The sequence below is a fragment of the Cupriavidus sp. AU9028 genome, assembly GCF_019795295.1.
GTDB lineage: Bacteria > Pseudomonadota > Gammaproteobacteria > Burkholderiales > Burkholderiaceae > Cupriavidus.
This window is the reverse complement of the sequence record NZ_JAIMCG010000010.1, coordinates 1-22928: the sequence shown is the minus strand read 5'-3', so window position 1 is coordinate 22928 and position 22928 is coordinate 1. Positions and strand designations below refer to the sequence as shown.

Annotated in this window: 23 protein-coding genes; 15 read left to right on the top strand and 8 right to left on the bottom strand. The window is 67.2% G+C overall.

What is annotated here, in order from left to right; translation table 11 throughout:
- Positions 1-6: 6 nt before the first annotated feature.
- On the bottom strand, positions 7-900 hold the full coding sequence (locus K6V06_RS12475) for a pirin family protein (protein ID WP_222243842.1): 894 nt from the start codon (positions 898-900) through the stop codon (positions 7-9).
- A 130-nt stretch (positions 901-1030) separates the two neighbouring features.
- Between K6V06_RS12475 and K6V06_RS12470 the strand changes: the two genes are divergently transcribed.
- Positions 1031-1945: a LysR family transcriptional regulator gene (locus K6V06_RS12470; RefSeq protein ID WP_222243840.1), complete on the top strand. Its 915-nt coding sequence runs from the start codon at positions 1031-1033 to the stop codon at positions 1943-1945.
- Between the two features lie 249 nt (positions 1946-2194).
- On the opposite strand, the gene K6V06_RS12465 is transcribed toward K6V06_RS12470, so the two are convergent.
- Together K6V06_RS12465 and K6V06_RS12460 are read right to left on the bottom strand one after the other, a co-directional pair.
- Complete coding sequence (locus tag K6V06_RS12465; protein WP_222243838.1) at positions 2195-2380, bottom strand: hypothetical protein; 186 nt, start codon at positions 2378-2380, stop codon at positions 2195-2197.
- A 235-nt stretch (positions 2381-2615) separates the two neighbouring features.
- Entirely contained in the window at positions 2616-3521 is a 906-nt protein-coding gene (locus K6V06_RS12460; RefSeq protein ID WP_222243835.1) for a LysR family transcriptional regulator, read from the bottom strand.
- Between the two features lie 116 nt (positions 3522-3637).
- Here K6V06_RS12460 and K6V06_RS12455 point away from each other — a divergent pair, with 116 nt between their 5' ends.
- The 5 genes from K6V06_RS12455 to K6V06_RS12435 all read left to right on the top strand — a co-directional run bounded on the left by K6V06_RS12455 (position 3638) and on the right by K6V06_RS12435 (position 8617).
- A complete protein-coding gene (locus K6V06_RS12455) occupies positions 3638-4609 on the top strand; it encodes a hydroxymethylglutaryl-CoA lyase (RefSeq protein ID WP_222243833.1) in 972 nt (323 codons plus the stop codon).
- A gap of 15 nt (positions 4610-4624) precedes the next feature.
- A complete protein-coding gene (locus K6V06_RS12450) occupies positions 4625-5779 on the top strand; it encodes a CaiB/BaiF CoA-transferase family protein (protein ID WP_222243832.1) in 1155 nt (384 codons plus the stop codon).
- Between the two features lie 46 nt (positions 5780-5825).
- Positions 5826-6848 carry a tripartite tricarboxylate transporter substrate binding protein gene (locus K6V06_RS12445; RefSeq protein WP_222243831.1) on the top strand — a complete coding sequence of 341 codons (1023 nt, stop codon included), beginning with the start codon at positions 5826-5828 and terminating at the stop codon, positions 6846-6848.
- A gap of 27 nt (positions 6849-6875) precedes the next feature.
- Positions 6876-7400, top strand: coding sequence for a gamma carbonic anhydrase family protein (locus K6V06_RS12440; protein ID WP_222243830.1), 525 nt, complete (start codon positions 6876-6878; stop codon positions 7398-7400).
- Between the two features lie 140 nt (positions 7401-7540).
- Positions 7541-8617, top strand: coding sequence for a porin (locus tag K6V06_RS12435; protein WP_222243829.1), 1077 nt, complete (start codon positions 7541-7543; stop codon positions 8615-8617).
- A gap of 57 nt (positions 8618-8674) precedes the next feature.
- On the opposite strand, the gene K6V06_RS12430 is transcribed toward K6V06_RS12435, so the two are convergent.
- Positions 8675-9646, bottom strand: a complete 972-nt coding sequence (locus tag K6V06_RS12430; RefSeq protein ID WP_255581807.1) for a LysR family transcriptional regulator — start codon at positions 9644-9646, stop codon at positions 8675-8677.
- Positions 9647-9797: 151 nt separating this feature from the next.
- Between K6V06_RS12430 and K6V06_RS12425 the strand changes: the two genes are divergently transcribed.
- Positions 9798-10787 (top strand): tripartite tricarboxylate transporter substrate binding protein, encoded by a 990-nt coding sequence (locus K6V06_RS12425; protein WP_255581806.1) that lies wholly within the window; start codon positions 9798-9800, stop codon positions 10785-10787.
- Positions 10788-10828: 41 nt separating this feature from the next.
- Positions 10829-12436 (top strand): gamma-glutamyltransferase, encoded by a 1608-nt coding sequence (gene ggt, locus K6V06_RS12420; protein ID WP_222244033.1) that lies wholly within the window; start codon positions 10829-10831, stop codon positions 12434-12436.
- A 66-nt stretch (positions 12437-12502) separates the two neighbouring features.
- On the opposite strand, the gene K6V06_RS12415 is transcribed toward ggt, so the two are convergent.
- Positions 12503-12733, bottom strand: coding sequence for an AbrB/MazE/SpoVT family DNA-binding domain-containing protein (locus tag K6V06_RS12415; protein ID WP_222243828.1), 231 nt, complete (start codon positions 12731-12733; stop codon positions 12503-12505).
- Positions 12734-12899: 166 nt separating this feature from the next.
- On the opposite strand from K6V06_RS12415, the gene K6V06_RS12410 reads away from it, so the two are divergent.
- The 3 genes from K6V06_RS12410 to K6V06_RS12400 all read left to right on the top strand — a co-directional run bounded on the left by K6V06_RS12410 (position 12900) and on the right by K6V06_RS12400 (position 15497).
- On the top strand, positions 12900-13799 hold the full coding sequence (locus K6V06_RS12410) for a helix-turn-helix domain-containing protein (RefSeq protein ID WP_222243827.1): 900 nt from the start codon (positions 12900-12902) through the stop codon (positions 13797-13799).
- Between the two features lie 344 nt (positions 13800-14143).
- Positions 14144-15118: a tripartite tricarboxylate transporter substrate binding protein gene (locus K6V06_RS12405; RefSeq protein ID WP_222243826.1), complete on the top strand. Its 975-nt coding sequence runs from the start codon at positions 14144-14146 to the stop codon at positions 15116-15118.
- Positions 15119-15179: 61 nt separating this feature from the next.
- Positions 15180-15497 carry an NIPSNAP family protein gene (locus tag K6V06_RS12400; protein WP_222243825.1) on the top strand — a complete coding sequence of 106 codons (318 nt, stop codon included), beginning with the start codon at positions 15180-15182 and terminating at the stop codon, positions 15495-15497.
- A gap of 29 nt (positions 15498-15526) precedes the next feature.
- Here the strand turns inward: K6V06_RS12400 and K6V06_RS12395 are convergent, their stop codons facing one another.
- From K6V06_RS12395 to K6V06_RS12385, 3 genes are all read right to left on the bottom strand, one after another.
- A complete protein-coding gene (locus tag K6V06_RS12395; protein ID WP_370637458.1) occupies positions 15527-15625 on the bottom strand; it encodes a class II aldolase/adducin family protein in 99 nt (32 codons plus the stop codon).
- A 187-nt stretch (positions 15626-15812) separates the two neighbouring features.
- The gene (locus K6V06_RS12390; protein ID WP_255581804.1) at positions 15813-16796 is read right to left on the bottom strand and encodes a tripartite tricarboxylate transporter substrate binding protein; all 984 of its coding nucleotides are present in this window, start codon (positions 16794-16796) and stop codon (positions 15813-15815) included.
- A gap of 497 nt (positions 16797-17293) precedes the next feature.
- Positions 17294-17971 (bottom strand): cupin domain-containing protein, encoded by a 678-nt coding sequence (locus K6V06_RS12385; protein ID WP_222243824.1) that lies wholly within the window; start codon positions 17969-17971, stop codon positions 17294-17296.
- Positions 17972-18208: 237 nt separating this feature from the next.
- Between K6V06_RS12385 and gabT the strand changes: the two genes are divergently transcribed.
- The 4 genes from gabT to K6V06_RS12365 all read left to right on the top strand — a co-directional run.
- Complete coding sequence (gene gabT, locus K6V06_RS12380; RefSeq protein ID WP_222243822.1) at positions 18209-19498, top strand: 4-aminobutyrate--2-oxoglutarate transaminase; 1290 nt, start codon at positions 18209-18211, stop codon at positions 19496-19498.
- 2 nt (positions 19499-19500) lie between these two features.
- Complete coding sequence (locus K6V06_RS12375; RefSeq protein ID WP_222243820.1) at positions 19501-20931, top strand: NAD-dependent succinate-semialdehyde dehydrogenase; 1431 nt, start codon at positions 19501-19503, stop codon at positions 20929-20931.
- 29 nt (positions 20932-20960) lie between these two features.
- A complete protein-coding gene (locus K6V06_RS12370; RefSeq protein ID WP_222243818.1) occupies positions 20961-22502 on the top strand; it encodes an acetolactate synthase large subunit in 1542 nt (513 codons plus the stop codon).
- A gap of 62 nt (positions 22503-22564) precedes the next feature.
- On the top strand, positions 22565-22928 hold a 364-nt coding region (locus K6V06_RS12365), incomplete at its 3' end, for a gamma-glutamyltransferase (RefSeq protein ID WP_222243816.1).

Below are 22928 nucleotides of genomic sequence, written 5' to 3'. Positions count from 1 at the left end.
TCCCGCTTACGACATCGCCGGCGCAGGCGTCCCCGGGTCGTCCGGCAGCGGGATGAATTCCGCGTTGTCCGCGTCCGGAAGCTTCATCCTTCCCGCCTTCCAGTCCGATGCCGCCTGCTCGATGCGGTCCTTCGAAGACGAGACGAAGTTCCAGTAGATGAACCGTTGGCCAACCGGCTCGCCGCCAAGGACCATCACCGCAGACGGTTCCGATGCGCGCACCCGCGAGGCAGCCGGACCGAGCACCAGCATCCTGCCGCTCTCGTAGCGCATGCCGTCGAGTTCCACCGCACCCTTGGCGATATAGAGCGCCCGCTCCGTGTAGCCACCCGGAATCTCGGCCGTGGCGCCGGGCGCCATCTCCAGATGCGCGTAGAACAGCGGCGAATGCGTTTCCGCGCCGGCCGTCAGGCCATAGGCGCTGCCGGCGATCAGATGGCCGGTCACGCCTGCCTCGTCCCACCGAGGCAGGTCGCTGCCGGCATGATGGGAGAAGGATGGCGCGATCTCCTCCTGCCCGTCCGGAAGCGCGACCCACGCCTGGATGCCATGCAGATGGTCGCCGTGCGCCCGTGCCTGCTCGAACCGCTCGCTGTGGGTGATGCCGCTGCCCGCGGTCATCCAGTTCACTTCCCGGGGCTGGATCGCCTGTTCGTAGCCCAGGCTGTCGCGGTGCATGATCTGGCCGGAAAACAGATACGTCACGGTGGACAGACCGATGTGCGGATGCGGCCGGACATCGACGCTGCGGTCGATACCGGGCGCCAGATCGAGTGGCCCCATATGGTCGAAGAAGATGAAGGGGCCCACCATGCGCCGCTTGACGAATGGCAATACGCGGCCGACTTCAAAGCTGCCGCCCAGATTGCGGCGCCGCTGCTCGATCACCAGTTCGATCATGTCTCTTCTCCGGTTGCGTTCCAGCCATCGACGATGGCGCAGTGCCTGATAATGCTATTGTCACCTTCCCATGCCGGATACGGTAGTACCATCCTGCGGCGAGCTGTGTCACGAAACGGGGAACGTTCAATTGGACATCGAAGCGCTACGGACATTCGTGGAAGTCGCCGATGCTGGCGGCGTGTCGCCTGCGGCGCTGCGGCTCGGCGTGGCCAAGTCGATCGTCAGCCGTCGGCTCGCACGGCTGGAAGCGGAGCTCGGCATCCAGCTGCTTGCCAGGACCACGCGGGGTGCCGCGCTCACGGAAGCCGGGGCCACCTTCCGCGACCATGCGGCCAGAGCCTGCGCCGAGATCGACCTGGCACGCGAAGCGATCCTGCCCGCCGGCGAACTTCGCGGCCGCCTGAGAATTGCCGCACCGGTTTCCTTAGGCCCGACCCACCTGGCGCCCGTGCTCGCGGAAATGGCGCGGCGCCATCCGGCGCTCCATATCCAGACCTGCTACAGCGACCGCATCGTCGATCTCGTCGCAGACGGGTACGACTGCGCGATACGGCTGGGTCATCTTCCGGACTCCAATCTGCTTGCCCGGTGCGTCGGCCCCATTTATGGGACGGTCGTGGCAAGTCCGGCCTATATCGAAGCGCACGGCGCCCCGCAGACCCCTGACGAGCTGCTCGGGCATCAGGCCCTGATGCAGGGAACCGAGGCCTGGCAACTGATGGATGGCGACAGGGTCATCACGGTTCGTCCGCAGGGGCGCTTCAAAGCCGACAACGGCGCGGCGCTGGTCGCTGCCGCGCTGGCAGGGCTTGGCATCGCTTACCTTCCCGATGGCCTCATCCACGAACATCTGGCCTCCGGCGCGCTGGTTCCCGTGATGACACGCCATCCGGTACGCCCGGCAGGCGCCTATGTCGTCCGCCCGCCAGGCCAGCACCCGTCGCGCAAGGTACGGGTCCTCACCGAAATGCTGATCGAATGCTTCGCGCAGGTCCCGCATCTGGCGGTATCGGTATCGGCAACAAAAAAACCGGCCTGGTAGCGGTCCCGACACATTCTCGGGGCCGTTACCAGGCCGGTTTCCTGTTCGCCGCAGGGTACTGGAACGTACCTGCAGTCAGGGCGAGCGCCCGATCGTCATTTTTACGCCTGCCGCGTCACTTCACGCGGCGCTGGCTGCCCATTTCGGCGGCCAGCGATCTTTGGTACTGCGGGTACTGCGGTGCCACTCAACCAGGACTACTTTTGTAGGACTGCTACTGCTCTTTCTGCGTTTTGCTGCGGTGCGATATCAGCCGTTCGCGTAGGTGATCTTGGCCTTGCCAGCTTCGGCTTGCAGGCGAGCGATCACGTTCTGAACAGCAGCGACCAGGCGCTTCACGTCGTAGGCGAAGCCCAGGCGAGGCGCGTCCAGTTCGCGTTCGATCAGGTCGCGTTCCAGTTGGTCGGTCATCTTGATGTCGGCTTGTGCGTTCATGGTCGTTTCCTTTGCTTTTCAGGGATAACCCTAACTCGGGTTTTCCCGAATTGTAGGACGACTCTTGTCGCAACGCAACATTAGGTAGAAATGCGTATGTGGGAACGCAACAACTGATGTAGGCGCGCCGCCTGCAAAGGTAACCAACAAGACACTCAGAAGTGCTAAAGAGACGGCTATGCCTCCCCGGTCCGTCCCCGGAGGCCGGCACGCTCCGCCGGGGCACCTTGTGCCCTCACCCTTGCCGCGCCCGCGTCTGCAGGAACTCCACGAGAAGTTTCGCCGCCGGCGACAGCGCCGCGAAATCTCTCGAACAGATGGCAAAGCGCCGTCTTGCCCACGAATCCTCGAGGGGAATGACGACGATGCCGAGCGCGTCGGCGAACGGTAGCGCGATCTCCGCGGGTATCACCGCCACCCCGAGATTCGCGCGGACGCATCGCAGCGCCGCATCGAAGGTCGATACCACCGCCCGGTAGTCGATCCGTTGACCGAGGATCGCCGCATGGCGGTTCAGCATGGTCTGCACCGCGGTCTGGGCCGGCATGCCGATATGGCTGTATTCCAGCGTCTGCGCGAAGCTGCAGCGCCCGCTCTGGACCAGGGGATGCGAGCGGTGCACCACCGCGGCCAGATGGTCCGAGCGGTAGGGCCGCGTCTGGAAGCCCTCCAGGTCGGCCGCATCCCAGCAAATGGCCAGCGGCGCCGAGCCTTCGCGCAGCGAGCGCACGACTTCCAGGCTCAGGCTCTCCTCCACGGTGATGCCGACGTCGCGGTGCCCCGGCTCCTGCAGGAACGCGGCGATATCGTCGGGAAGCGACTCGGCCATGGTCGAGACGGTAGCGAGCAGCCGGACCTGGCCGCGAATCCCCGATCCATAGTCCTCCATGTCGCGCGCCACGCGGTTGGCCGCCGCCAGCATGGCGCGGGCGTGCCCCAGCAGGATCTCGCCCGCGGCGGTCGCCGCCACGCCGCGGCGCCGCCGCTCCAGCAGCTTGGCGCCGACGGTCTGTTCCAGTTGCGCCAGGCGTTTGCTGACCGCCGACGGCACGACATGCGCCTCTTCGGCGGCCCGGGCCATGTTCTGCGTCTCGCAGACGGCGACGAAAAGCCGCAAGGTGGTCAGGTCGAGGTCGCGCATGATGCCCCCACGTCGAGACTTTCCATTTTGGAACGATAGCGTGCACAAAACATCGCTTCAGTGTGCCACAAGAACGTCATACATTGCGTGTGTCGCCCCTGCTTGCTTACCGCGCCATGACCGCCCCCGATCCGACCCACCACGCCAATGGCTTCCCCGCTCGCGCAGTGATCCGCGAAGTGGGGTTGCGCGACGGGCTGCAGAGTATCCAGACCATCGTGCCCACCGAACACAAGCGCGAGTGGATTCAGGCGGCCTATGACGCTGGCCAGCGCGAGATCGAGGTCGGCTCGTTCGTGCCGGCGCGCCTGCTGCCGCAATTGGCCGATACCGCCGAGCTGGTCGCATTCGCCCGCACCCTGCCCGAATTGTTCGTCTCGGTACTGGTACCCAATCTGCGCGGCGCGGAAAACGCGCTGGCCAGCGGCGCCGATCTGCTGCTGGTGCCGCTCTCCGCAAGTCACGCCCATAGTGTGGCCAACCTGCGCAAGACGCCCGACGAGGTGGTGGCCGAGGTCGCCCGCATCCGGGCGGCGCGGGATGCGGCCGGGGCCAGGACGCTGATCGAAGGCGGCGTCGGTACGGCGTTCGGCTGCACGCTGCAGGGCGAGGTGTCGCCCGACGAAGTGCTGCGCCTGCTGCAGGCGCTGCTCGATGCGGGCGCCGATCGCGTGAGCCTGGCCGATACCGTCGGCTATGCGGACCCGCGCATGGTGGCGGAACTGTTCGGCCGCGCTCGCGCGCTGGTGGGCGAGCGGCTGTGGTGCGGGCACTTCCACGATACGCGCGGACTGGGGCTGGCCAATGTCATGGCGGCCCTGCAGACCGGCGTGAACCGCTTCGACGCCTGCCTTGCCGGCATCGGCGGCTGCCCGCATGCGCCCGGCGCAAGCGGCAACGTCACGACCGAAGACCTTGCCTACCTGCTCGCCAGCATGGGGATCGACACCGGTCTCGATATCGGCGCCTTGCTTGCGCTGCGGCACCGGGTGGCGGGCTGGCTAAAGGGAGAGACCCTGCACGGCACGCTGTGGCGCGCCGGCTTGCCCAGGAACTTCGCCGGCGCGTCCGCACGCGCCGCGGCTTGACCAAGAGACGATCCGATGCAATCCGAAGACAACAACCTGCCGCTGGCCGGCGTTCGCGTGGTCGAGTTCACGCATATGGTGATGGGGCCGACCTGCGGCATGATCCTCGCCGACCTGGGGGCCGAAGTCATCAAGGTGGAGCCGCCCGGCGGCGACAAGACGCGCAACCTGCCCGGCCTTGGCATCGGGTTTTTCCGCGCCTTCAACCGCAACAAGAAAAGCGTGGTGCTCGATATCACCACCGATGAAGGGCGCGCCGCCGCTGCGGAACTGGCTGGCCAGAGCGACGTGCTGCTGGAGAACTTCCGCCCCGGCCTGATGCAGAAGCTGGGCCTGGACTACGAGACGCTGTCGGCGAAGTATCCGCACCTCATTTATGTCTCGCACAAGGGATTCCTGCCCGGGCCCTACGAGAAGCGCCTTGCGCTGGACGAAGTGGTGCAGATGATGGGCGGCCTGTCGTATATGACGGGCCCCAAGGGCCGGCCGCTGCGGGCCGGCACCTCGGTCAACGACATCATGGGCGGCATGTTCGGGGCCATCGGCGTGCTCGCCGCGCTGCGCGAGCGCGACCGCACCGGCCGCGGGCAGGAGATCCAGAGCGCGCTGTTCGAGAACTGCGTGTTCCTCGCCTCGCAGCATATGCAGCAGTTCGCCATGACGGGCGAGGCGCCGCCGCCGATGCCCTCGCGCGTCTCGGCCTGGAGCGTCTACGACGTCTTCACGCTGGCCGATGGCGAGCAGCTGTTCATCGGCGCGGTCAGCGACAAGCAGTTCGCCACGCTGTGCCGGGTGCTGCAGCATCCGGAGCTGATCGAGCGGCCCGAGTACCGCGACAACGCGGCCCGCGTCGCGGTGCGGCCGCAGTTGCTGGAGGAACTGGGCGCCATCCTGCAGCACCATCGCGCCGACGCCCTGACGCCGCAACTGGGAGCCGCGGGCATTCCCTACGCGCCCATCGTTCGTCCGGACCAGCTGCTGGACGATGTGCACCTGAAGCAAAGCGGTGGGCTGGTGCCGATGCAGGTCGAGGACGGCTCGATGGCGCCGACGGTGTTGCTGCCGCTGCTGATGGGCGGCAAGCGCCCGGGGGTGCGGCGGCCTCTGCCGCGGGCCGGTGAGCATACCGAGGAGATCCTCGGCCAGCTCGGCGGCGCCAGCAGCGCCTGACGCCTGCGGCGCCTCTCAACCCGACAAGAACACGACGGAGACAACCATGCATTCCTTTCCCGCAAAGCGGGCCGCGCGGCGGTCCGTCCTTCGCACGCTCGGCGCCGTCGGTGCCCTCGGCGCGCTGACGGTGGCTGGCGCCGGCACGATGCTTGGCGCATCGCCCGCCCTGGCGCAGAACGACCGTCCGCTGCGCGTGATCCTGCCGATCAGCGCGGGTTCCGGCGTGGATTCGATCGCCCGTACCGCTGGCCCGGCGCTCGGCAAGGCCCTGGGGCAACCGGTGGTGTTCGAGAACCTGCCGGGCGCGGGCGGTATCACCGGCGCGGCGGCCGTGGTCAAGGCGCAGCCGGACGGCACGACGCTCGGGCTGGTGTCGAACAACCACGTGATCAATCCCAGCGTGTTCAAGTCGATGCCGTTCGACGCCATCAAGGACATCACACCCATCAGCGTGATCGGCGCCACGCAGCTGGTGCTGGTGGTGAACCCGAAGGTGCCGGCAAAGAGCGTTCCGGAACTGGTGGCACTGCTCAAGGCCAAGCCGGATGGCTATAACCTGGCGTCCTCGGGCAATGGCACGATCATTCACCTGGCCGGCGAGATGTTCCTCAGCGAGGCCGGCGTCAAGGCGCGTCATATCCCCTACAAGGGCACCGGCCCGATGGTCACCGATCTGCTCGCCAGTCAGGTGGAGATGGGCGTGGTGGCGCTCAACGCCGCGTTGCCGCACCTGAAGTCCGGCGCGCTGCGTGCAGTCGGGCTTTGCGGCAGCGAGCGCTCGCCGCTGGCGCCGGACGTCCCCACCATTGCCGAACAGGGCCTGCCCAACTATCACGCGGAAGGCTGGTTCGCCCTGATCGGCCCGGCGAGGATGAAGCCCGCCGAAGTCAAGCGGCTGCACGATGCATTCGCCGCGGCCTTTACCACGCCGGAGGTGGTCGAGGCATTGCGCAAGCAGGCAACCGTGATCAAGCCCACGACGTCCGAGGAAGCGGCGAAGTTCTTCCGCAGCGAGGCCGAGCGCTACGCGGGCCTGGTCAAGAAGGCCAACGTCAAGGTCGAGTAATCCCCCACGCCAACGCAACCCGCAATCATGACCATCTACAAGCTTGGCGACATGGCGCCGTCGATCGACGCCACCGCCTATGTCGCCCCGGAAGCCACCATCATCGGCCGCGCAGAACTGGCCGGGCAGGTCAGCGTGTGGCCGGGCGCGACGATACGGGCGGACAACGAGCCGATCCGCATCGGCGCCGGCAGCAACGTGCAGGAGGGCGCGGTGCTGCATACCGACCCGGGCAGCCCGCTGACCATCGGCACCGGCGTCACCATCGGCCATCAGGCCATGCTGCATGGCTGCACCGTGGGCAACGGCGCGCTGATCGGCATCCAGGCCGTGGTGCTGAACAATGCGTCGATCGGCGCGGAATCGCTGGTGGCCGCCGGCGCCCTTGTTACCGAGGGCAAGCAGTTTCCGCCGCGCTCGCTGATCCTCGGTTCGCCGGCAAAGGCGGTGCGGGAGCTGACGCAGGAGGAAGTGGATAACCTGCGCGCCAACGCCGAGGAATACGCCCGCAAAGCCGCGCTTTACACCACATCGCTGGCGCGGGTCGATTGACTGGCGCTGGCCACGTCTGTGCCCGGTGCGGCCAGCCCGGGTCCAGTACCGATGTAGCGGCCGCAGCTGGCCGCGCTCACCCCAGCCGGCATAGGCAACAGCAGACCGGCGCAGCATGACAACAACAAGAAGGAGGAGACATGAGGAAGGCAACCCTGCCTGCCGTGGGAGCGCTCGTGCTCGCGTGCATGCCTGCGGCGGACGCGCAGGCACAAGCCCGCGGGCCGGCAACGACGTCGGTCACGCTGTACGGGCTGGTCGATACCGGCATCGAATACCTGAACCATGCCGGCGCGGACGGCTCCGGCGCCTTGTACCGGATGTCCTCGGGCAACGTGACTGGATCGCGCTGGGGGCTGCGCGGCACCGAAGACCTGGGCGGTGGACTCAAGGCAATCTTCGCACTGGAAAGCGGCTTCAATAGCGACGCCGGCACCTCCGGGCAAGGTGGCCGGCTGTTCGGCCGCCAGGCGTGGCTCGGGATCCAGGGCAATTGGGGCCGGCTGACGCTTGGCCGGCAGATCAATACGCTGTACGAGCTGTTCGTGCCGGCGGATCCGTTGCGCTATGCCAGCTATGGCGTGCTTGCGCAGGACGGCCAATTCGCCAACCGCGCGGACAATGCCATCAAGTACAGCGCCGACTTTGGCGATTTGACCGTGACGGCGCTCTACAGCGCAGGCTACGACGGCAACGTCGCCAATGGCGGCGAGGTGCCCGGCAACTACCGCATCGGTCAGGAGATCGGCGCGGGCGCCTCCTACACTCTGGGCAAGCTCGGCATCATCCTCGGCTTCGATCAGCGGCGCGGCACGGCTGCGGTCACCCAGGGGAATACCGAGCGCCGCTATGCGGGCGCCCTGCTGTGGACCGATGGCCCGTTCTCCGCGATGGCAGGGTATCGCTACCTGCAAGGCACCATTGCCAGCCCTTCATTGCGCGCGCACTTGTATTGGCTCGGCGGCGCGTACGCGGTGACACCAGCCCTGTCATTGCGCGCGGGCGTCTATCGCGCCGACCGCCGCGATTCCGCCGACGATGCGACGAGCTATGCGGCGGCGCTGTGGTACACCTTGTCCAAGCGGACGGAGCTGTACCTGAACGCGGCATATATGGACAACAAGGGAGGGTCGACCCTCGGCGTGGCAAACGGCGGAAGCGTTGCACCGGGCGTCGACCAGACCGGTGTGGTGCTGGGCGTCAAGCATACGTTCTGAACGGAACTCCGCGGTGTCTGCGCCTGACGCGCACCCCCAACTCCGGAAGGGAGCGCGTCACCGTGGGGTACCGCGGCCTCGGCCGTCGGAAGGCAGGCAAGCAGTCTGGCTGATCCGCGCCGCCGCTTCGCGCAGGCACTGCACGAAGCGGTGCACCACCTCGTCCGCCCCGCCCTGCCGCCAGACCGCGCCGACCGGCCCGAACGGCTCCGCGTCGGCGATCGGCAAGGCCCGCACCAGGCCGAGCGAATCCAGATGCCGCGCCATCGCGGCCGAACAGACGCCGATATGGTCGGTGTGCCGCACCATCGCTTCGATGGTCAGCACCGACCCGGTTTCCACGCGCGGCTGCAGTCCCGCCGCGCCGCGCTCCAGCAGCACGGTATCGAGCCGTGTGCGCATCAGCGTCTCGCGCGGCGGCATGACCCACGGGTAGGCCAGCAGGTCCGTCCATTTCGGCTGCGCGACCTCGGCAAGGGGATGGTGCCGGCCCACCACGATGCCGATGGCGTCCTCGAACAGCAGCTCGTTGGCCAGATGCGGTCCATAGGCCCGGGCGTCCATGGAGCCGACGATCAGATCGAAATCGCGCCGCTCCAGCCGCTCCAGCAGGGTATTGAAGACGCCTTCGGTGACCTGGATCGACACATCCGGCTCGCGCTGCTGGAAGGCAATGATGGCCTGCGGGATCAGATGCGCGACGCCGGCGAAGACGCTGCCGATATGCAGCCGCGCCACCGCGCCGCGCGCGATCGAGCCGAGTTCCTGATGCGCGCGGGAGATCTCGCCGAGCACGCGCACCGCCAGTTTGCGCACCGCCTCGCCAGCCGGGGTCAATTGCAGCCGGCGGCCTCGCACGACCAGCCGCGCTCCGGTCTGCGCTTCCATCTCGCTGAGCCAGTGGGAAACGGCGGACTGTGTCATGTGCAGCCGCTCCGCGGCGGCCGACAGCGTGCCGGCGTCAACGAGGATCAGGAACGATTCGAGATGCCGCATGCGCAACCGGCGCGCCCAGGCGACACTTTCCATTGCCGTAGTCATGAGCAAATACTAATGGAAGTATCGCAACAATTCACTGGTTGCGATGGCACGACGGGGAAATAATGCGGAAAACCTGGCGTCGCTCGACGGGTTTTTCCGATCTTTTCTCATCTCCGTGGATCTTCTCCGCTGCCGACCTATGAAGAACTTTTCAGCCCTGAAGCAACTGGCCGCCGTTGCCGCCACCGCCCTCGTTTCCTTCAACGTGGCCGCGGCCTGTGCCGAACCCGGGTCGGGCGGACGTCCGATCCGGCTCGTGGTATCGCAGCAGGCGGGCGGCAGCACCGATACCATCGCCCGCATGTGGGCGGAACACGCCAGCAGGGAGCTGGGCACCACGGTGATGGTGGAGAACAAGCCGGGCGCGGGCGGCATCATCGCGGCCAAGAGCGTGCTGTCCCAGCCCGCGGATGGCTGCACGCTGTTCCTGGCCGGCGTGTCGCAGATGGTGCTGAACAAGTTTGCCTATGCCCCGCTGGCCTACTCGCCGGAGAAGGATTTCGTGCCGGTGGCGACGCTGACCAACGTCCCGTTCGTGCTGGTGGCGAACCCGCAAACCGGCTTGCGTACGCTGGACAACCTGATCGACGCCGCGCGCGCCAAACCCGGCTCGATCAATTTCGCCTCGTCGGGCCTGGGCAACTCCACGCACCTGGTCGGCGAGATGCTCTTCAAGCAGCGCGACTTCAAGGTGACCCACGTGCCGTACAAGGGTGAGCCGGACGGCGTGGTCGCCACGGTGTCGGGCCAGACCCAGATCATGGCGCCGGTGCTGAGCACCGCGCTGCCGCAGATCCAGGCCGGCAAGCTGGTGCCGCTGGTGGTCTTCGCCGGCAAGCGCGTGCCCGACCTGCCGGACGTGCCGGCCGCGCCGGAAGTCGGCCTGACCGGCTTCGAGGACATCGGCTGGTCCGGCATCGCGGCCAAGGCCGGCACGCCGGCCGGGTCGGTCAAGGCGCTGCATGCCGCCACGCAGAAGTTCCTGGCCAACCCGGCCGTGGTCGAGAAGATGCGCTCGATGCAGATCACGCCGATGCCCGGCCCGAGCAATCGGCTGATGGAGCTGACCGTGAACGACACGGTCAAGTGGAAGAACGCGATCGGCGACTTGGACCTGCGCGCCCGCTAAGCGCCCACCGACCCATGACAGGAATCTTCATGAAAAAAGGCATGGTGGTCTGCCCGCAGCCGGAAGCGGCCGAGGCCGGCATCGAAATCCTGCGCGCGGGCGGCAATGCCGCCGACGCGGCAGTGGCCTGCGCCTTCGCGCAGACGGTGGTCGATCCGCTGATGTGCGGCATCGCCGGATTCGGCACGGCGGCGGTCTATATGCCGTCGCACCAGGCGCACGAGTACATCGACTTCCATGCCACGGCACCGGCGCGCGCCACCGCCGACATGTGGGCCGACAAGCTGGAGGGCGAGGCGCGCGACGGCTTCGGCTTCTTCATCCGCGACCAACTCAACGATATCGGCTACCAGTCCATCGCCACGCCCGGCACCTTGCGCGGACTGGAAGCGATCCATCGCGACTATGGCCGTCTGCCGTGGCAGGAGGTCATCGCACCGGCGATTCGCTGGGCGCGCGAGGGCTGGTTCGTGCGGCCGGGCATGTATTCGTTCTGGATCGACGAGGCGACCCTGGGCCGCGCCAGCAATCGCGAGCGCCTGGCCTTCAGCGAGGATGGCCGCCGGCTCTATTGCCGTGCGGACGGCTCGCCGAAGACCATCGGCACGCCGCTGCAGAACCCGGACTTCGCCGACGCGCTGGAGCAGATCGCGCGCGGAGGCGCCGATGCCTTCTACCTGCACGAGATGGCCGACCGGATGGTGCGAGACCTGGAGGCGCACGGTGCGCTGCTGTCCCGCGAGGACCTGGCCAACTACCGGGTCGAGCGCACCACGCCGCTGACCGGCACCTACCGCGATCGCCGCATCACCACCAACCGTCCGCCGGGCGGCGGCGTGATGCTGATCCAGATGCTGAACATCCTGGAGCAGTTCGACCTGGCCGGCATTGGCCACAACACCCCCGAGTACCTGCGCGTGGTGTGCGAGGCGATGAAGCACGCCACCCGGGACAAGGACCTGCACGTCGGCGACCCCGCGTTTGTCGAGGTACCGCTGCAGAAGCTGATGGACAAGGGTTACGCCCGCGAAGCGGTCGAGCGCATCCGCGCCGGGGAGAAGGTGGACATCACCCGCGTCAACCCGGGCCACGCGGTGCCGAAGGACACGACCCACCTGTCGGTGGTCGATGGCGACGGCAACTGCGTGTCGATGACCCATTCGCTGGCGATGCCGTCCGGCGTGATCACGCCCGGGCTCGGCTTCCTGTACAACGGCTGCATGGGCGTGTTCGATCCCCGTCCGGGGCGCGCGGGCAGCATTGCGCCCGGCAAGCGGCGCTTCACCTCATCGTGCCCGACCATCGTGTTCCGCGGCGACGAGCCCGAAATCGTGCTCGGCGCGCCGGGTGGCACGCAGATCGCGATGGGCGTGCTGCAGGCCATCCTCAACGTCGTGGATTTCGGCATGACGATGCAGGAGGCGGTATCGGCCCCACGCTTCTCGTCGACCAGCAATGCCATCGACGTGAGCAACCGCATTCCGCGCTATCTGACGCGCGAACTGGAAGCGCGGGGGTACGAGGTGATCCGCAACCCGTACAACTACACCATTGCCTGGGTGCATGCGATTCGCATGGCCGGCGGTCAGCTGCAGGGCGGCGCCGATCCCGGGCGGGATGGGGTTGCGCTGGAGACGGTGGTGGGTTGAGGTTCCCCTTTGCCCTGCCCCTTCGTCGTGCATCCGGCGGAAGGGGCAATCCCCGCATCGACACGTCTATTCAAGCTCGCGCCGGTCGAACTTGTAGTGGGCGGGAAGACGCCCTCGATAGCGGCGAAGTCGCGCTACGCAGCCGCTCGCGCCCGAGGCTCTGCTGACGACCAGCCCGCCGGAGCCGTCCATGCGAACGTCAACGTCGTCGCCCTCCTTGAGGCCGAACGCCGCCACGACATCCTCCGGCAGGCGAACCGCAAGGCTGTCACCCCATTTCTCTACCCTTACCCGCATGGCTGCACCCTTGTATTGGCATTGCTGACGATATGCGCGAGCATAAGGGACGGGCGTCGTCCGCGCGATCGGAGCCTGGAGGAATATCAGGGGAATGCCGGAGTCAACGGCCCCTCGATTTGGCATAGCATGACGTCGGCCACCCTTGGCGCAGCGAATATTGCCCTTGTCCGACGCCCCCTCCTCCATCCGCTCCGGTGAATTCCCCGTCTTCGAGACGTCGGATTTCGCGGGCGAGGGGTCGTTTTTCTTCGATCTGGTGCGGCTGGAAGACCGCGACGACATCCCGCGCGGTTTCCTCCATCGACACAACTACTACCACCTGCTGTGGATGACCCGGGCCAGCGGCACGCATATGCTGGACTTCGCGCATCTGGAGGTGCGCGACCATTCGGTGTTCTTCCTGTCGCCGGGCCAGGTCCATGCCTGGACCTCGTCGGTCAAGCCGCACGGCTATGTGCTCAACTTCAGCACCGACTTCTTCGCGCGCATGTTCCCGCGCGCCGACGACGTTGCCCGCGTGCCGTTCTACGATCCGATGCGTGGCAACAGCTGTCTCTATCTGTCCCAGGATCGGCATGATGACATGCTGCCGTTGCTCGCCGAAATGGAGCGCGAGGTGCGGGATCGCCAGCCCGGGTATCGGGATGTGGTGCAGGCCTGCCTGCTGATCCTGTTGACGCGCCTGGGACGGCTTTGCCCGGACCGGGAGCCGTCCGGGGGCGCCGGTCCCCATCAGACGCTGGCCCGGCGGTTCTTCATGCTGGTGGACAGCCACTACCTGCGCTTCGAGACGGTGGGCCAGTACGCCGAGGCACTGTGCGTGAGCGAGCGACAACTCAATGACGCGGTCAAGCGCGCGATGGGCCGTACCGCGAGCCAGGTGGTGCAGGAACGCGTGGTGCTCGAAGCCAAGCGCTGGCTCAGCAATACCGAACTGGGGATTGGCGAGATCGCGTACCGCCTGAACATCGACGATCCCGCCTACTTCGCGCGATTCTTCAAGAAGCAGACCGGCCTCACGCCGGGCGACTTCCGCCGCCAGCACTGCCGCCCGCTGGAATGACACGCGGCGCGGTCTGCGAAAAAGTCCAATTCAGCCTCTGATCTGTCCTAACGCCTCGGGAAGTCGGCTGCGTAGAGTGGTGTCCATGGCTTGACCGATACGGGCGTGTCGGTCGCGACACCGAGCGTCGGTGCCGTCTGGTTTTCTCCCTCTCCCCTTCAAGGGGAGAGGGCCGGGGAGAGGGGTTGGTCTTTCTCGGCCACGGTGGCATGGCCGCCGCCGCATGCCCTCTCCCCCGGCCCCTCTTCCGCAAGCGGGCGAGGGGAGCAAACTCGCCCCGGCGTTGCGGTGTTCGGTCAAGCCAAAAGACAACAAAAGCCATCACACAGGCACAGGAGACAGACATGCAAAAAGCAATCGCGCGATTGCGGAGGCTTGCCGTGGCCGCCGCGTTGGGCCTGACGACGCTTCATGCCATGGCGGAGTACCCGGATCATCCATTGCGCATCATCGTGCCGTTCGCCGCGGGCGGGGCCACCGATGTCATCGCGCGCACCGTCGCGCAGGCCATGTCGACGCGGCTTGGCCAATCGATCGTCGTGGAAAACAAGGCGGGCGGCAATGGCAATATCGGCGCGGTCACCGCCGCGCGGGCCGAGCCCGATGGCTACACCTTGCTGATGGCAACGTCGAGCCACGCAATCAACGCCTCGCTCTATCAAAAGCTGGGCTACAGCCTCACGCGCGATTTCGTCGGACTGTCCAACCTGGCGTCGGTGCCGCTGCTGCTGGTCGTCAATCCTTCCGTGCCGGTCAAGTCGGCGAGCGAACTCGCGACCTACACCAAGGCGAACGCCGGTCGCGTCAATTACGCCTCGGGCGGTACCGGCACCGCTTCCCATCTGGCCGGCGAGCAATTCGGTACGCTGGCGGGCGCCAGGATGACGCACGTTCCCTACAAGGGCGGCGCGCAGGCCCTGAACGATGTGATGGGCGGCCAGGTGCAGGTCATGTTCGCCAACCTGCCGGAGGTCCTCGCGCAAGTGCAGGCCGGCAAGCTCAAGGCGCTGGCGGTGACGGGAATCCAGCGCCACGCCGCCCTGCCCGACGTACCCGCGTTCTCGGAAACACCGTTCCCGGCGATGACCGCGCGCTCGTGGTTCGGCCTGTTCGCGCCGGCTGGCACTCCTTCGGCCGCAATCGAGAAGCTGTCGCAGGCAATCGTCCAGAGCGTCGCCGATCCGGCGGTCAAGGAACGGCTCAAGGGGCTGGGCGCGGACCCGGTCGGCGATGATCAGGCCGCGTTCCAGAAGTATGTCACGCAGGAGGTCGCGCGCTGGGCACAGCTGGTCAAGCAGTCAGGCGCCACCGCGGAATAGGTCGCGCGAAACAGGCCCCGCCGCATTCATTTACCCACTCGCTCTTCATCAAGGAAACCGCATGCTGTACGACGTTCGCACCTACACCTGCCGCCCGGGCACCATCAAGAAGCACTTGGCACTGTACGCCGAGCACGGCTTCGCGATCCAGAGCCGGCACCTGGGCAAGCCGCTGGCCTATCTGCAGACCGAGACCGGCAATGTCAACAGTTACATGCACATCTGGGTCTATGACAGCGCGGCTGATCGCGAGGCAAAGCGCCAGGCGCTGCAGAACGACCCGGCGTGGCGCGACTACCTGAAGCTGAGCGCGGACGCGGGCTATCTGATCAGCCAGGAGAACCGGTTGATGACGCCGGTGTCGTTCTTCACGCCCTGAGCGATTTGCGCCTGACCGGCGCGCTCCAGCTAATACATCAGGTCGAAGGCTTCCCGCTCCGTCCCGCCCGCGGTCAACAGCCCGTGGGTGCGCAGGATCATTGCCTTGTGGGTGCCGAGATCCCGCACCAGTCATGCGGTAGTGCGCGAGGAGCCGATAGCAGGCCGCCAGCGCGACCCGCTGCTGCCACTCCTCGGCACTGACCCGGTCCTTGACGTCCGGGTAGATGAATGCCTGTTGCAAAGCCATTCCCCTTCCAGGTAGCAGGCCGGCGGCAGGCGATGCGACCGCTGCGGATGCCGGCTGCCCCCGCGATTACTGGATGGAGATACCGGCGGTCTTGATCAGGCGCTCGGTCTTGCCGCCGTCGGACTGGATCAGCCTGGTGAATTCCGCGGTATCGGCGTACCTGACCTCGGTGCCGGTCTCGGTCAGACGCTTGCGCAGGTCGGGGTCGGCCAGGCTTTTGGCCAGGGCGGCGCCGAGCTTCGCCTGGATGTCCTTCGGGGTGGACTTGTGCACGGTCAGGCCGTACCAGGGGAACATCTCGTACTTCGGATATCCCTGCTCGGCGATGGTCGGCAGATCCGGAAGTACTGCCGAGCGGTTGGCGGTAGTGACCGCCAGCGCCCGCATCTTGCCGGCCTTGATATGGGGCAGGCTCGACACGATGGTATCGAAGTAGACGGACACCGACCCGCCCAGCAGCGCCGGAATCGCCTCGGCGGCGCCCTTGAACGGCACGTGCACCATGTCGATCCCCGCCGCCTGCTTGAACATTTCGGCGGCCAGATGCGAGGTGGTGCCGGCGCCGAACGAGGCGTAGTTCAGCTTGCCGGGATTGGCCTTGGCGTACGCCACGAGTTCGCCCAGCGTCTTGACGGGCAGCGCATTGTTGATCACCACGACCAGCGGCTGCACGCCGATCAGGCCGATCGGGGCGAGGCTGTCGGGGTCGTACGGCAGCTTGTTATAGAGATACCGGTTGGTCACCAGCGTGCTGTTGGAGCCGATGAAGACGGTGTAGCCGTCCGCCGGTGCGCTGGCCGCGTTCTGCGCGCCGATGATGCCGCCGGCGCCCGGACGGTTCTCGATCAACACGGACGCATTGAGTTCCGTGGCCATCTTCTCGCCAAGGAAGCGCGCGACGCTGTCCGTGCCGCCGCCAGCCGGGAACGGCACCACCACGCGGATGGGCCGGGTCGGCCATTTGTCATTGGTTTGGGCCTGCACATTGGCAACCAGCGCCAGCAGCATGGCGCCCACTACGGAGAGGGATTTGATAAGGCTTCGGGTCATGCAACGCACCATAGGGTTTCAGACTCGGGACCAGGGCGGCCAGACGTTGAGCAGCGTTCGACAGGCAGCGTGAAGCTTCCGTCCCGACATTCCCAGTCCTGGGACTGGGCCGTCGCTGCGTCTTCCCGCCCTGCCCGGCAAGGCACGCGCAGAAGCGATGGCAGCCATCTCGTTCAGCAACTTACATGCCACTGAAAAACTGCATGTTATTTTTCACGAACCCGAAAGTACAGTAGGTGTTTTCACCCGGATGAGGCATCGCGGGCACCATTACCGTGCGGCTTCGGGGGAGCCACGCGCCGAAACAGGGCTGCCCAAGCGGGCGGTTGCGGGTGGCTGCGTGCGGGAGCGAGTGCGAGCACGGACGACCGCGGCAGCCCTTGCGGGAGGGCCGCGTCGAGCCGTGGCGAAGAGAAGAGTAAAGAAGGGGAACGAAGGGGCGACGGAACGAAGCGGCTGCCCGGGCTACCTGCGGCCCGGCCAGGGGATCGCGTGCGTCAGTAGGACGGCGGGGTGACGACCCAGACCAGCTCTGCGTTGATGCTGCCCGGGTTGCGATAGCGGTGCGGCGTGCCGCTGGGGAAGCTGAAGCTGTCCCCTTCGCCGAGCACGTAGTGCTGGTCGCCCACCCACAGTTCGAGCTCGCCGCGAATCAGGACACCGGCCTCGTCGCCGGAATGATGGTAGGCCGAACCGCTGTCCGCGCCGGGTTCCATCACGGACCACAGCAGCTCCAGCGGTCCGCTAAGGTTGGGCGACAGCAGATAGTCGGCAATGCCGGAGGCGAAGGTCAGCTGCCGACGCTGCGCCTTGCGAACGATTACGGTGCGCTCCATCGGATCGGCGAACTCGCCTTGCGGGAAGAACCAGCCGATCTGCACCCCCAGCACATGGGCAATGCCATGCAGGTCGCTGATGGACGGCACGCTCAGCCCGCGTTCGACCTGGCTCAGGAAGCCGATGGACTTGCCGCACCCTTGCGACAGCTCCTGCAGGGACATGCCCTTCGCCTTGCGCAGACTCTTGATTTCCTCGCCAATCCAGCTCAGCGGCGTTTCCGGTGCCGCCGCCGGCGCCACGGGTGCGGCGGCGCGCTTCTTCACCGGGCGCTTGCTGGTTGCCGCCGGTGCCCTGGGGGATGGGCTCTTCTTGCCTTTGGTCTGGACGCTTTTCATGACGCCGTATCGACGACCCGTCCAGCGGGTCTTCATCAGGATGAAGGCGGATTCTACCTCACGCCCAACGCGGCCACGCCCGACCGTCGCGTCACCGCGTCCAGGGTGGGCAGGAGGGCAGCGGCCGCCTCGATTCATCTTTGTGAAAAACAACTTGCGTTTTTTCACGGCAATAGTAGAGTCGTGCTCCACGCGGCCCGGACGTCCCGGGACGCCCTTCTTCGACAGCCGACCATCATGCCGACAAACGAACACGCCACCGCTCTCGAACGCCGCCGTCAAGCCGCCTGCCCGCCGGGCGTCGCCGTGCAGACCGACCGCTTTGTGCAACGCGCGCAGAACGCGGAGATCTGGGATGTCGACGGACGGCGTCTGGTCGATTTCGCCGGGGGTATCGCCGTGCTGGCCACGGGACACCGCCACCCGAAGATCATCGAGGCGGTCAGGAAGCAGCTGGACCTGTTCCATCACACCTGCTTCCAGGTGACCCCGTACGAGGGCTACGTGGCGCTGTGCGAGCGGCTCAACGCGCTGACGCCAGGCGCCTTCGACAAGCGCACCGCGCTGTTCACCACGGGTGCCGAAGCGGTCGAGAACGCGGTGAAGGTCGCCCGCGCCGCCACGGGCCGCTCGGCGATGATCGCCTTCTCCGGCGCCTTCCACGGCCGCACCATGATGGGCATGGCCCTGACGGGCAAGGTGAAGCCGTACAAGGCCGGCTTCGGCGCCGTTGGCGGCGACGTCTGGCACGTGCCCTACCCCGCGCCGACGCTCGGCGTCAGCGTGGAAGACAGCATCAAGGCACTGGAGCACCTGTTCCGTGCCGATGTCGATCCGCAGCGGATCGCCGGCATCATCATCGAGCTGGTGCAGGGCGAGGGCGGCTTCTATGTCGCGCCGCCGGAACTGCTGGTTCGGCTGCGCAAGATCTGCGACGAGCACGGCATCCTGCTGATTGTCGACGAGGTACAGACCGGCTTCGCCCGTACCGGCAAGCTGTTCGCGCTCGAACACTACCCCGTCGAGGCCGACCTGATCACCATGGCCAAGAGCCTGGCGGGCGGCTTCCCCCTGTCGGCACTGACCGGCCGGGCCGCGCTGATGAACGCGCCCGCACCCGGCGGGCTGGGCGGTACCTACGCGGGCAGCCCGATCGCCGTGGCGGCGGCGCTTGCCGTCATCGAGGTGATCGAGCAGGAGGGTCTGGTCGAGCGTGCCAACGCACTGGGCGAGGCCATGGTCACCCGCCTGAAGGCGTTGAAGAAGGCGGTGCCGCATATCCAGGAGGTACGCTCGCTCGGCGCCATGGTGGCGATGGAGCTGGCCGACCCGGCAACCGGCGCTCCCGCGGCCGAGCTGGTCAAGCGCATCCAGCAGTGCGCGCTGGACAAGGGCCTGCTGCTGCTCGCCTGCGGCGTCAACGGCAACGTGGTGCGCTTCCTGTTCCCGCTGACCATCTCCGACAGCGTGTTCGAGGAAGGCCTGGCGCTGCTGGAGGCGTCGGTTCGCGAAGTCTGCCTGGGATAACCATGTACCCCGATATCAAGCTGCTCATCAACGGACAGTGGCGCGATGGCAACGGCACCGCCATTCCGGTACTGAACCCCGCGACTGGGGGCACCCTGGCCACCGTGGCCCACGCCGGGCGCGCGGACCTGGATGCGGCGATCGCCGCGGCGCAAGACGGCTTCCGGCTGTGGCGCGATGTCGCCGCTCATGAGCGCTGCCGGATCCTGCGCAAGGCGGCGACGCTGATTCGCCAGCGCGCGCCGGAGATCGCCACGCTGATGACGCTGGAACAAGGCAAGCCGCTCGCCGAGGCGCAGGCCGAGACGCTGGCTGCGGGCGACCTGATCGAGTGGTTCGCCGAGGAAGGCAAGCGTACCTACGGCCGGCTGATCCCCTCGCGCTCGCGCGAGGTCACCCAGATGGTGGTGCGCGAGCCGGTTGGCGTGGTCGCCGCCTTCACGCCCTGGAACTTCCCGATCAACCAGGCGGTACGCAAGGTGTCGGCGGCACTGGCATCCGGCTGCTCCGTGATCCTCAAAGGTCCGGAAGAAACCCCGGCCAGCTGCGCCGAACTGATTCGCGCCTACGTCGATGCCGGCGTGCCGGCTGGCGTGGTCAATCTGGTGTTCGGCAATCCGGCCGACATTTCCTCCTACCTGATCGCGCACCCCACGGTGCGCAAGGTGACCTTCACCGGCTCGACCGAGGTCGGCAAGCTGCTGGCCGCACAAGCCGGCCAGCACATGAAGCGCGTGACGATGGAGCTGGGCGGCCATGCGCCGGCCATCGTGTTCGACGATGCCGATGTCGAACGCGCCGCGAAGCTGCTGGCCGCGGCGAAGTTCCGCAATGCCGGGCAGGTCTGCGTCTCGCCAACCCGCTTCCTGGTGCAGGACGCCAGCTACGACCGCTTCGTCGAGGTCTTCGTGCAGGAGGCCGGCAAGATCCGCGTCGGCAACGGCCTGGACGAAGGCACGACCATGGGACCGCTGGCCAACCCGCGCCGGGTGGCGGCGATGGAGCGGCTGGTAGCCGATGCCGTCGCCAAGGGCGCGACGGTGGCCATCGGCGGCAAGCGGCTGCACGGTCCGGGCAATTTCTTCGAACCCACCGTGCTGGTCGATGTGCCGGCCGATGCCGCGATCCTGCACGAGGAGCCGTTCGGGCCGGTCGCGCCGATCGTGCGGTTCCAGGACTTCGACGAGGTGGTGAAGGAAGCCAACCGGCTGCCGTTCGGCCTTGCGGCCTACGCCTATACCAGCTCGGCAAGGATCGCCGGCGATCTGACCGCGGCGCTCGAGTGCGGCATGCTGTCGATCAACCATCATGGCCTGGCGTTGCCCGAGGTTCCATTTGGCGGGGTGAAGGACTCGGGCTACGGTTCCGAGGGCGGCGCCGAAGCGATGGAGCCGTACCTGAACACCAAGTTCGTCACCCAGCTGCGCGTCTGAGCCGGCAACGCACGGCACGAGAGAGATCCATGAACGGAGCCACCAGCCTGGTCAAGACGCTGCTCGCCGCGGGCGTCGATACCTGTTTTGCCAATCCCGGCACCAGCGAGATGCACTTCGTCGCGGCGCTGGACGAGACGCCCGGCATGCGCTGCGTGCTTGGCCTGCAGGAGAACGTCGTCACCGGCATGGCGGACGGCTATTTCCGCATCGCGCGCAAGAGTGCCTGCACACTGCTGCATTGCGGCCCGGGCCTCGCCAACGGACTGGGCAACCTGCATAACGCCCGCCGTGCCCGCAGCGGCATCGTCAATCTGGTGGGCGACCAGGCGAGCTGGCACCGTCAATACGATGCGCCGCTGACCAGCGATACCGATGGGCTGGCGCGGTCGGTGTCCGCATGGGTGCGCACGTCCGGCAGCGCGCAGGACGTGGGCAAGGATGGCGCGGCAGCGGTGCACGCGGCAAACGCCTATCCCGGCACGATTGCGACGCTGATCCTGCCCTCGGATACCTGCTGGGACGATGGCGGCGTGGTCGCGCAGGCGCTGCCGCCGCTGGCGCCGGCCTCCACCGATCCTTTCGCGGTCGAGAACGCCGCGCGCGTGTTGCGGACGAAGAAGAACGTGCTGATCTTGCTGGCCGGTAACGCCGTCTTCGCCGAAGGCCAGGCGCTGGCCTGGCGCGTGGCGCAGGCCACCGGCGCCACGCTGCGGGCGGACTTCATTACCTCGCATCTGCGGCGGGGTCGCGGTTGCCTGCCGCTGCAGCGCATTCCGTACAGCACGGACCAGGCGGTTGCCTTCCTGAAGGACTTCGACCATATCGTGCTGGTCGGCGCCATCCCGCCGGTGGCGTTCTTCGCCTATCCCGGCAAGCCGTCGCGGCAAACCGCGCCGCATACCGAGCTGCATGCGCTGTGCCGCCCGGACCAGGACGCGACCGCGGCACTGGCCGCGCTGGTGGCGGCGCTCGATGCGCCGGCGGCCGCCATGCCGGATCCCGGCGCCCGCCCCGCGCCGGCGACCGGCGCGATCACGCCGGAAGGGCTCGCGCAGACGCTGGCGGCGCTGATGCCGGATGAGGCCATCGTTTCCGACGAGAGCATCAGCTACGGGCGCAGCTTCTACCAGTTCACCCATTCCGCGCCCACGCACGACTGGCTGCATCTGGCCGGCGGCGCGATCGGCGATGGACTGCCGGTCGCCACCGGCGCGGCGATCGCCGCGGGCGGCCAGCGCCGTGTCATCAGCCTGCAGGCGGACGGCTCGGCGATGTACTCGCTGCAGTCGCTGTGGACGCAGGCGCGCGAGAACCTGCCCTGCACCACCATCCTGCTGAACAACCGCAAGTACAACATCCTGATCAACGAGTACAAGAGCGTCGGCGCATCGCCGGGTGAGACGGCCATGCGGATGCTTGACCTGTCCACGCCGGACATCGACTGGGTGCAGATCGCCAGCGGCATGGGCGTCGAGGCGGCCCGGGCCACCTCGCTGGAGCAGCTTGCCGACCTGCTGAAGGGCAGCTTCGCGCGGCCCGACCCGTTCCTTGTCGACCTCCATATCTGAGCGCCGCAAGCCTGCGCCGCACCCCTTCGCCCCTTTTTTTCACGACACAAGCCAGGTCCGCCATGCTGCCATTTGACTGGTCCTTCCCCTACCCGTCCCAACGGATGCCGCTGCTGGCGTCCAACGTCGTCTCCACCAGCCAGCCGCTCGCGGCGCAGGCGGGCCTGCGCATGCTGTATGCGGGCGGCAACGCGATCGACAGCGCCATCGCCACGGCGATCGCGCTGACCGTGGTCGAGCCGACGCAGAACGGCATCGGCGGCGACCTGTTCGCCCTGGTCTGGCACGAAGGCGAGCTGCTCGGCCTGAACGCCAGCGGCCGCGGGGGGGGGGGGGGGGCCCCCCCCCCCCCCCCCCCCCGGGCGGGGGTTGCGCACACCCGCGGGGGGGGCGGGTCACTGGCCCGCGCCCGCGGCCGGGGGGGGG

Bases quoted from the DNA above. Each gene is read 5' to 3' on its own strand.
- K6V06_RS12475 (WP_222243842.1), bottom strand. From the start codon at position 900: ATGATCGAACTGGTGATCGAGCAGCGGCGCCGCAATCTGGGCGGCAGC.
- K6V06_RS12465 (WP_222243838.1), bottom strand. From the start codon at position 2,380: ATGAACGCACAAGCCGACATCAAGATGACCGACCAACTGGAACGCGAC.
- K6V06_RS12460 (WP_222243835.1), bottom strand. From the start codon at position 3,521: ATGCGCGACCTCGACCTGACCACCTTGCGGCTTTTCGTCGCCGTCTGC.
- K6V06_RS12455 (WP_222243833.1), top strand. From the start codon at position 3,638: ATGACCGCCCCCGATCCGACCCACCACGCCAATGGCTTCCCCGCTCGC.
- K6V06_RS12450 (WP_222243832.1), top strand. From the start codon at position 4,625: ATGCAATCCGAAGACAACAACCTGCCGCTGGCCGGCGTTCGCGTGGTC.
- K6V06_RS12445 (WP_222243831.1), top strand. From the start codon at position 5,826: ATGCATTCCTTTCCCGCAAAGCGGGCCGCGCGGCGGTCCGTCCTTCGC.
- K6V06_RS12440 (WP_222243830.1), top strand. From the start codon at position 6,876: ATGACCATCTACAAGCTTGGCGACATGGCGCCGTCGATCGACGCCACC.
- K6V06_RS12435 (WP_222243829.1), top strand. From the start codon at position 7,541: ATGAGGAAGGCAACCCTGCCTGCCGTGGGAGCGCTCGTGCTCGCGTGC.
- K6V06_RS12430 (WP_255581807.1), bottom strand. From the start codon at position 9,646: ATGGAAAGTGTCGCCTGGGCGCGCCGGTTGCGCATGCGGCATCTCGAA.
- K6V06_RS12425 (WP_255581806.1), top strand. From the start codon at position 9,798: ATGAAGAACTTTTCAGCCCTGAAGCAACTGGCCGCCGTTGCCGCCACC.
- ggt (WP_222244033.1), top strand. From the start codon at position 10,829: ATGGTGGTCTGCCCGCAGCCGGAAGCGGCCGAGGCCGGCATCGAAATC.
- K6V06_RS12415 (WP_222243828.1), bottom strand. From the start codon at position 12,733: ATGCGGGTAAGGGTAGAGAAATGGGGTGACAGCCTTGCGGTTCGCCTG.
- K6V06_RS12405 (WP_222243826.1), top strand. From the start codon at position 14,144: ATGCAAAAAGCAATCGCGCGATTGCGGAGGCTTGCCGTGGCCGCCGCG.
- K6V06_RS12400 (WP_222243825.1), top strand. From the start codon at position 15,180: ATGCTGTACGACGTTCGCACCTACACCTGCCGCCCGGGCACCATCAAG.
- K6V06_RS12390 (WP_255581804.1), bottom strand. From the start codon at position 16,796: ATGACCCGAAGCCTTATCAAATCCCTCTCCGTAGTGGGCGCCATGCTG.
- K6V06_RS12385 (WP_222243824.1), bottom strand. From the start codon at position 17,971: ATGAAAAGCGTCCAGACCAAAGGCAAGAAGAGCCCATCCCCCAGGGCA.
- gabT (WP_222243822.1), top strand. From the start codon at position 18,209: ATGCCGACAAACGAACACGCCACCGCTCTCGAACGCCGCCGTCAAGCC.
- K6V06_RS12375 (WP_222243820.1), top strand. From the start codon at position 19,501: ATGTACCCCGATATCAAGCTGCTCATCAACGGACAGTGGCGCGATGGC.
- K6V06_RS12370 (WP_222243818.1), top strand. From the start codon at position 20,961: ATGAACGGAGCCACCAGCCTGGTCAAGACGCTGCTCGCCGCGGGCGTC.